Origin of the sequence: Methanocalculus sp. (genome assembly GCF_030651615.1) — an archaeon.
Classification (GTDB): domain Archaea; phylum Halobacteriota; class Methanomicrobia; order Methanomicrobiales; family Methanocorpusculaceae; genus Methanocalculus.
Genome location: NZ_JAUSCG010000180.1, coordinates 1 through 6,931 on the forward strand (window position 1 = coordinate 1; position 6,931 = coordinate 6,931).

Genomic DNA, 6,931 nt, shown 5'->3' on the forward strand with positions numbered 1-6,931 from the left:
ACGCCGATATCAACGCCGCAAAAAACATTGCATCAAGGGCTGATGTCAACCAGCCTATCGCACTCCGTCCTGAACCCAAAAGGTCGGGAAGATGGAAGTGCAAGCCCATGACTTTAGTCGTGGGTAGTTGACGAATTATTGCTCCGTCGCCGGATACGATCAGAGATCCCCTGGATCATCTTCCTGCCCATCGGGTCAGCTTCATTCATCTCTTCTTCAAGAGCGGGAAGTGCAGCATCACCAATATCAAAGAATGCATCCGCTGATATTTTTCTGATCATGGTATATTCATCAGAGAGTCCCCGGATGAGATGGGGGATCACCCCGGGATTACCGGTCTTTCCAAGGGCACGAATGACACCCATCCTGACATCCTCATCCGGATCGGTCGATGCTGAAATCAGAACCGGAATCGCCTTCTCTCCTACATTGGCCACTTCATTCCAGAGCCCCTGTGCAAGCAGGAACCGTGCATTTACTTCGTCATCATCCGGAGTCCAGCCGATTTCCCTGAGTGCTTCAGCAGCACCCGATCTCACCTCTTTTTCGGAATCTGAGAGTGCAGCAACGAGGGGTAGTACCCCTTCCTTATCCATACCGGCAAGTGACTCAACTGCAGCTGACCGGATACTGAAATCCTCGTCAGCCAGCTTCTGGATCAGTGGTGTGATCGCCTGTGCATCGCCAATGTACCCGAGTGCCCGGATTGCAGAAACCTGGACATCAGGATCATCATCTGACAGGGCATTAATAAGGGCAGGCACCGCCTGAGAACTGCCGTTGAACCCAAGTGACTCAGCCGCCGCCTTCCTGAGCTGATAGTCTCTGTTGCTGAGCATGCTGATGAGCGGTTCTACTGAAGACTGATCCCCAATTTTACCAAGGAGCAGGGCAACCGCAACTCTCGTATCACGCCCCCCCTCTGATAAGAGTCGCTGAAGCTCTTGAACAGCGGGACCCCTAATCTCTGAGAGGATCTCTCCAGCGGTTGCTCGTTGCTCACGGTTTCCTTTCATGAGTATCTCGATCAGTGGAGAGACAGCCGCTGATCCTTTATGTACAAGCTGTTGTGCTGATCTGATCTGTGCCTCTTTATTGCCGATGAGGAGATCTTGTATCAGTGGGGTGATCTCATCTGCCGAATCCGGACTCTCACTGGTCTCCTCCTGTTTGTCCGATCCGATCTGATCGTCTACTTTCAGCAGATATGCAGCCTTTCTGCTGACCGCCGGATTGGGATCCTTGAGTGCCCGTTCTATCAGGTATGTTGCATTGATCCCGATTCCATCAAAGATTATCAGAGCGGCAATCTTCTCCTCAGGATTACCGGTTGACATCACCTCTTCGAGCGGTCTGATAGCGGCGACATCAAACTCTGTCAATGCCTCAATCACGACTGTTCTGACATCAATTGCATCCTCTCCGAGGTGAAGGATAAGGTGGGGGATCGCTCTTTGGTCGCCGATTGATCCGAGTGCACGTGCAACTCCTGCCCGGATCTCGTTTGAGGGGGCATCAAGTGCTGCTACAAGCTCATGAAATGCAGGTGATCCGATCCTCGAAAGAGCAGTCATCGCTTCTCTCCTGACATCGGTCTTCATGTCGATGAGAGATCGGATCAGTTGAGGTACTGCATCAACACATTGCAGGTTTCCAAGTGCTTTTGCCGCCTCCTTACGCACGATCCCTTCTCCATCATCAAGGAGCGGAATGATATATCTTCCAACCGACGGATCCCCAATCCTTCCTATCGTCTCTGTAGCGGCGGCACGAATTGCTGGTGAAGGATCAGAGAGTGCCGCAATGAGAATTGGAAAGGCTGAAGATCCAAGGGATACAAGAGCATCAAGTGCGATGAGGCGGCTATCATCATCCCCTCCGTTGAGGGCTCTGAGCAGGGCGTAGATCAATGGCTCGGCATATTCCTCATCAAACGCCTTTTTGGTGATATTTCCGATTCCTGCGAGTTTCTCATGAACAATCGGGTCGATCGCCTGAATGACACGCCTCACTGCGACAAACTCCTTCTCTTGAAAGAGGGAGACCCGCTCCGTCTCCTCCTCCTCAGCAGACTCCTCTCTCTTCTCTTCCTGAGGCTTTTGAGCAACCATATTCTGGCGACTGAGTTTAACCTTATCATCAGAAGAGACCTCCTTCTTTGAGAGATCGATTGTACTTCTTCCCCCTCCCTTCTCTTTCTTCTCCGGGAGAGTTTCCTCCTCTTTCTTCTGCCTGATCGGACGAAATAATTGATCACTCTTTCCTAGAGATATCAGAACTTCCCCCGCACCATTTCGTATGCGAATATCGGGATGGCCCAGCGCCTCTTCAAGTGGTCCGATCGAGTGGCGGGAGAGCCGCCTGAGTGCTTCTGTGATCCCTTTCTGAACACTATAGTAGTTGTCCCTGAGTGTATCGATTAGCGGAGGTATAGCCGCCTTTCCGATCTCAATAACCTTCTCCCACTGCTCGGTTGCAATAAAGTATCTTGCCCGTTCATTATCATTTGTCGGATGCCAGTCGAGACGGTCGAGACTCCCTGCTGCCTCCATCCTGACACTATAATATTCATCTTCAAGGGCTGACACAAGTATTGGGATCGCTCGTGCATCACCTATCGTTCCGAGTGCCTCTGCTGCTGCTGTACGAACATTGCCATCGGGATCAGAGAAGATTGCATGGAGATGAGGAATAGCTGCATCATCCCCGAGCTGACCGAGTGCACGTGCTGCATTCACCCTCGGAACATAGTACTCATCACTGAGGAGGTCGATCAGGATCGGGACCGCTTCATGTTTGAAACGTGGAAGTTCTTTCCATCTTCCAAGGGCGATGAGACGAGCTGCTGCCTCTCTCTCGGTGAGAGGAGCCTCTCTCATGATATCGAGTGCCTGCGCAGATGCCCTCCGTGACCGATATGACGGGCAGAAGAGCCCTTCTCTCAGAAGGGGTGCTGCATCTTTTCCGATATGAACGAGTGTAGCGACGATCAGATCACTCTTCTCTTCCCCGATATCAGAGAGACATTTGATGAGTGGAACGACTGAGGGCTTCCCGATTGATGCTAGTGCAGCAGCGGCATACTCGCTCTTCCTGCCCTCCTCATTCAGCAGGAGTGTGACCACTGGCGAAACTGCCGGTGCTCCAATCTGATGGAGTGCCAGTGCAGCGCAGGAGCGGCGCTTCTCATCACGATCAACTGCTGCTGTTATGAGGTGGGGCAGTGCCGTTGGCATAAGCTCCATCAGAGCAGATACGGCATCCCTTCGGATCTCTTCCTCTGGTGTTTCGCATGCCTTGATCAGGCCGTCGATATCCCGGCGCTCTTTAAGTTTCTCTATATTGGGGCGAAAAATATCGAATAGACCCATTGGATGCCTCTCACCGTTTGATCTCTATTGGACATCACTCTACAAAAGTCTGTCTGAACCCAAAAGGGTAAAAATTCTCTCCGTTATCTTTTTTATAAATGTGATGGGGATATTATTCCTATCTCTTCTGAAGGGCCTCTCTGATAAGGCGGGTCCGGTCAATCATTCCTGATTTCCCATCAAAGATCCGCTCTTCAAAAGTCCTCGCATCCTTTTCATAGAGTACCCCAAGAGCGATCGGCCCTTCGCCTGAATAATTCCACTCCCGGATTAACTCTTCAGCAGACCCCCGATCGTACGGATCGTGCCCCTCCGGTGTGTAGACATGCTCATCATAACAGGCATGGGCATCATAGAAACTGGCGCAGACCTGAAGCACCTCCACAAAAGAGAACCCCTTATGCCGGATGGCACGTTTCAGCACCTCAGCCATCCCTTTTTTATCACGTGAATATGCCCTGGCGATGAAGGTCGCACCGGATGCGAGCATCAGATCAAGCGGGTTGAAGGGGTCTTCGTGTGTCCCCTCCGGTGTTGAGCGTCCGGTAAAACCGGGTGGTGATGTCGGGGTATACTGCCCGGTCGTCAGGCCATAGACCCGGTTGTCGTGGATGATTGTGGTGATATCGACATTTCTTTTTGCCGCAAAGATGAGGTGGTCAAGCCCCTCTGCATAGGCATCGCCGTCCCCTGCAGAACAGATAACGGTCAGTTCCGGATTTCCGAGATGGATGCCGGTTGCAACAGGGATTCCTCTTCCATGAATGGTATAGAAACTGTTCGTCTGCATATAGTCGGCGATCTTTGCATGGCACCCGATACCTGAGACGATTACAACATTCTCAGGTGATAGTGCGAGATCGGCCAGAACATCCTTTACGGTATGCTGGATGACAAAATTCCCACATCCGGGGCACCAGGTATTCTCTGCCCTGCTGATATACTCAGATCCCTTCATCTGATCACCCCCTTGATCCTCCTCTCCAGATCATCGACGGTAAAGGGCCTCCCGCTGACCGATCCGATCCGCCGATCCGCCCTATATCCAAACGTCCGGATGAGGGCATCGAGCTGGCCGGTCGCATTCTCTTCGACGATGATCATCTTCTCTACCCCGGACAATGCTTGATCAAACTGTGCAAGCGGGAACGGTTCAAGGACGACCAGACGGATCACCCTGAGAGACAGTCTCTCCCCAACCTCACGGCAGACACCTGCGGTTGACCCAAAGCAGATGAGAGCTACCGGTGCATCATCCATCCCATCGACATGTATGCATCCATACCCTTCCATCTCAGCTTCAAGTGCTGCACCTTTTCTGATCAGTTTCACGCACGCAGATGCTGCCTGATCTGCATCCTCCACCGTGATCCCATCCTCATCATGGGTATAGGAGTTCACCTTCACAACACTGCCGGTGACCGGTGGACTACGGAGGGGCGAGACTCCATTTGGGGTATTGCAGTACCGATGGTATATCCCCTGTGCAGGTACTGTCGATGGTGATGGGAGTGAAAAATCGGGATCGATATCGGCAGATGCAGGGTGTTCGCCCAGATTTTTATCTGAGAGGATGAACGTCGGGATCTGGAACTGCCAGGCGAGATGAACAGCACGTGCCGACCATTCATATGCTTCTTCGGGGGTGCCGGGTGCGATCACAAGCCTCGGAAACTCTCCATGCCCTGCATGAAGAACAAACGAGAGGTCACCCTGTGACGAGTATGTCGGCATACCAGTCGATGGTCCCGGTCGCATCGCCATCACGATAACGACCGGCACCTCGGCCATGCCGGAGAGTGAGACACCCTCTGTCATCAGGCAGAACCCTCCGCCGGATGTCCCGACAGCAACCCGCTTCCCTGAGTACGAAAGGCCAAGTGCCATCGCGATCACCGCGATCTCGTTCTCGGGATGTACGACGAGGAGCGGTGTTCCCTGTGCCAGAACAGCCATCGTATGCAGAATTGAAGATGATGGTGTCATCGGATAGGAGACATATGCGTCTATTCCTCCCCGGATAAGTCCGAGTGCGATCGCTTCGTTTCCGGTGAGAAGGGGAATGGGATCAGCGGATCGGATCGGTAGCTGGATCTGTTCTTCACCTGCATGGTATCCACGGAGGGCAAGACGGATATTCTCATCAGCACGTGATCCGAATTCACCCCGGATCGCCTCAAGAAGGATCTCTTTGGGAACTCCGGCGGCTCTGCAGAAAGCACCAATGATAACCGTATTCCGGGCAATAGGAGCAGCCCCCTCCTCTCTGATTATTGTCGTTGCAGGGATGCCTAATCCGTCTCCTTTGATGACATCCAAATCAAATATATGCAGTTTTGCATCTCCATGCCTGCGAACCGTCTCCTGATCAAGTGCACAGAGGATATCAATCTCATCCCTGATTGCACCGATCTCTGTCTCTTTTGCACGAATGATCGCATAGTTATGCCCTCCCCTGATGAGCGAGGGGTAATCATAGTACATGTACACCCGATACCCAAGGAGACCGGCGATCCTTGCGATCAACAGCCCGGCTTTATTGATCCCCTCTCCTGCCTGCCCACCGATACATACGGAAAATTCTGCCATCGTCATCTCCTGCTCTCTGCAAGCCCGATGACACGTTCCGGATGGGTATAGACGGTAAACCGCCCTTCACGGGTGAAACAGATCAAGGTAATCCCGGCTGCATCAGCAGTTGCTATCCCCTGATCAGTCGAAGCAGCACGCGAGATGATGATCGGGATGCCTGCGTTTGCCACCTTCCCGACCATTCCTGATGGTTGCCTTCCCGTACATCCGATGATACAATGTGATAGGGGGAGCTTGTTTAGAATTGCATGGCCGACGACTTTATCGACGGTATTATGCCTCCCGATATCTTCGCACCGGATTGCCATCTCCCCATTATAGAAGAGTACCGATGCATGAAGTGCACCGGTCTTTAACCAGGCATCAGAGTCGATGGCGCTTCGGATCGCCAGAACTTTTTCAGGAGTCACCCGCTGGTTCGAATGCACCGGGTGGGGGGGTACCCTGTTTGAACACCCGCCTGATGATTCAAGGGTTGCCTGGTACTCACCGGTGACCGGTGCATCCACAAAGATATCAGTATCACAGACCGTCACCGAATTGATACAATCAGAGATCCCCGAACAGATGATAAATCCTGCCCCAAGCTCACGGAGATGGTCATCAGACGCCACCATGGTCAGGAGCGGTGTGTTGTTCAGATGGAGGGTGAATGTGTCTTCACAGACGATCTGATCCCTGATATCAGAATACTCTCCATTTTTATAGAGAATACCTGTATACTGCTCAAGCCTCATCCGCTCACCTCAGACTTCACCCATGCAAGGTATGGAGCACTTCCATCGCTGATCGAAAGAGCAAGCACCTCAGGAAGATCATATGAATGGATCTCCTCGATCCGCCGGATCAGATCTCCCCTCCGGTCGGCCGTGGTCTTACAGATCAGCAGCTGCTCGTTGTCAACAACAACCTCTCCATCCCACCGGTAGACCGAACGGACATGGGTAATGTTCACACATGCAGCATGC

General features: G+C 52.4%; 5 protein-coding genes. All 5 read right to left on the minus strand.

Going from position 1 to position 6,931, the window contains the following annotated elements; translation table 11 throughout:
* Positions 1-113: 113 nt before the first annotated feature.
* A complete protein-coding gene (locus Q7V06_RS07815; RefSeq protein WP_304840293.1) occupies positions 114-3,371 on the minus strand; it encodes a HEAT repeat domain-containing protein in 3,258 nt (1,085 codons plus the stop codon).
* Between the two features lie 118 nt (positions 3,372-3,489).
* Positions 3,490-4,329, minus strand: a complete 840-nt coding sequence (locus tag Q7V06_RS07820; protein WP_304840295.1) for a thiamine pyrophosphate-dependent enzyme — start codon at positions 4,327-4,329, stop codon at positions 3,490-3,492.
* Positions 4,326-5,960 carry a 2-oxoacid:acceptor oxidoreductase family protein gene (locus Q7V06_RS07825; RefSeq protein ID WP_304840297.1) on the minus strand — a complete coding sequence of 545 codons (1,635 nt, stop codon included), beginning with the start codon at positions 5,958-5,960 and terminating at the stop codon, positions 4,326-4,328. Before Q7V06_RS07825 ends, Q7V06_RS07820 begins: the two co-directional genes overlap by 4 nt.
* Positions 5,961-5,962: 2 nt before the next feature.
* Positions 5,963-6,700 (minus strand): formate dehydrogenase accessory sulfurtransferase FdhD, encoded by a 738-nt coding sequence (gene fdhD / locus Q7V06_RS07830; protein WP_304840299.1) that lies wholly within the window; start codon positions 6,698-6,700, stop codon positions 5,963-5,965.
* A partial coding sequence (gene cutA, locus Q7V06_RS07835) for a divalent-cation tolerance protein CutA (RefSeq protein ID WP_304840301.1) occupies positions 6,697-6,931 on the minus strand: 235 nt, incomplete at its 5' end. The genes fdhD and cutA, both read right to left, overlap by 4 nt.

Coding starts and splice junctions, on each gene's coding strand:
- Q7V06_RS07820 (WP_304840295.1), bottom strand. CDS start 4,329: ATGAAGGGATCTGAGTATATCAGCAGGGCAGAGAATACCTGGTGCCCC.
- Q7V06_RS07815 (WP_304840293.1), bottom strand. CDS start 3,371: ATGGGTCTATTCGATATTTTTCGCCCCAATATAGAGAAACTTAAAGAG.
- fdhD (WP_304840299.1), bottom strand. CDS start 6,700: ATGAGGCTTGAGCAGTATACAGGTATTCTCTATAAAAATGGAGAGTAT.
- Q7V06_RS07825 (WP_304840297.1), bottom strand. CDS start 5,960: ATGGCAGAATTTTCCGTATGTATCGGTGGGCAGGCAGGAGAGGGGATC.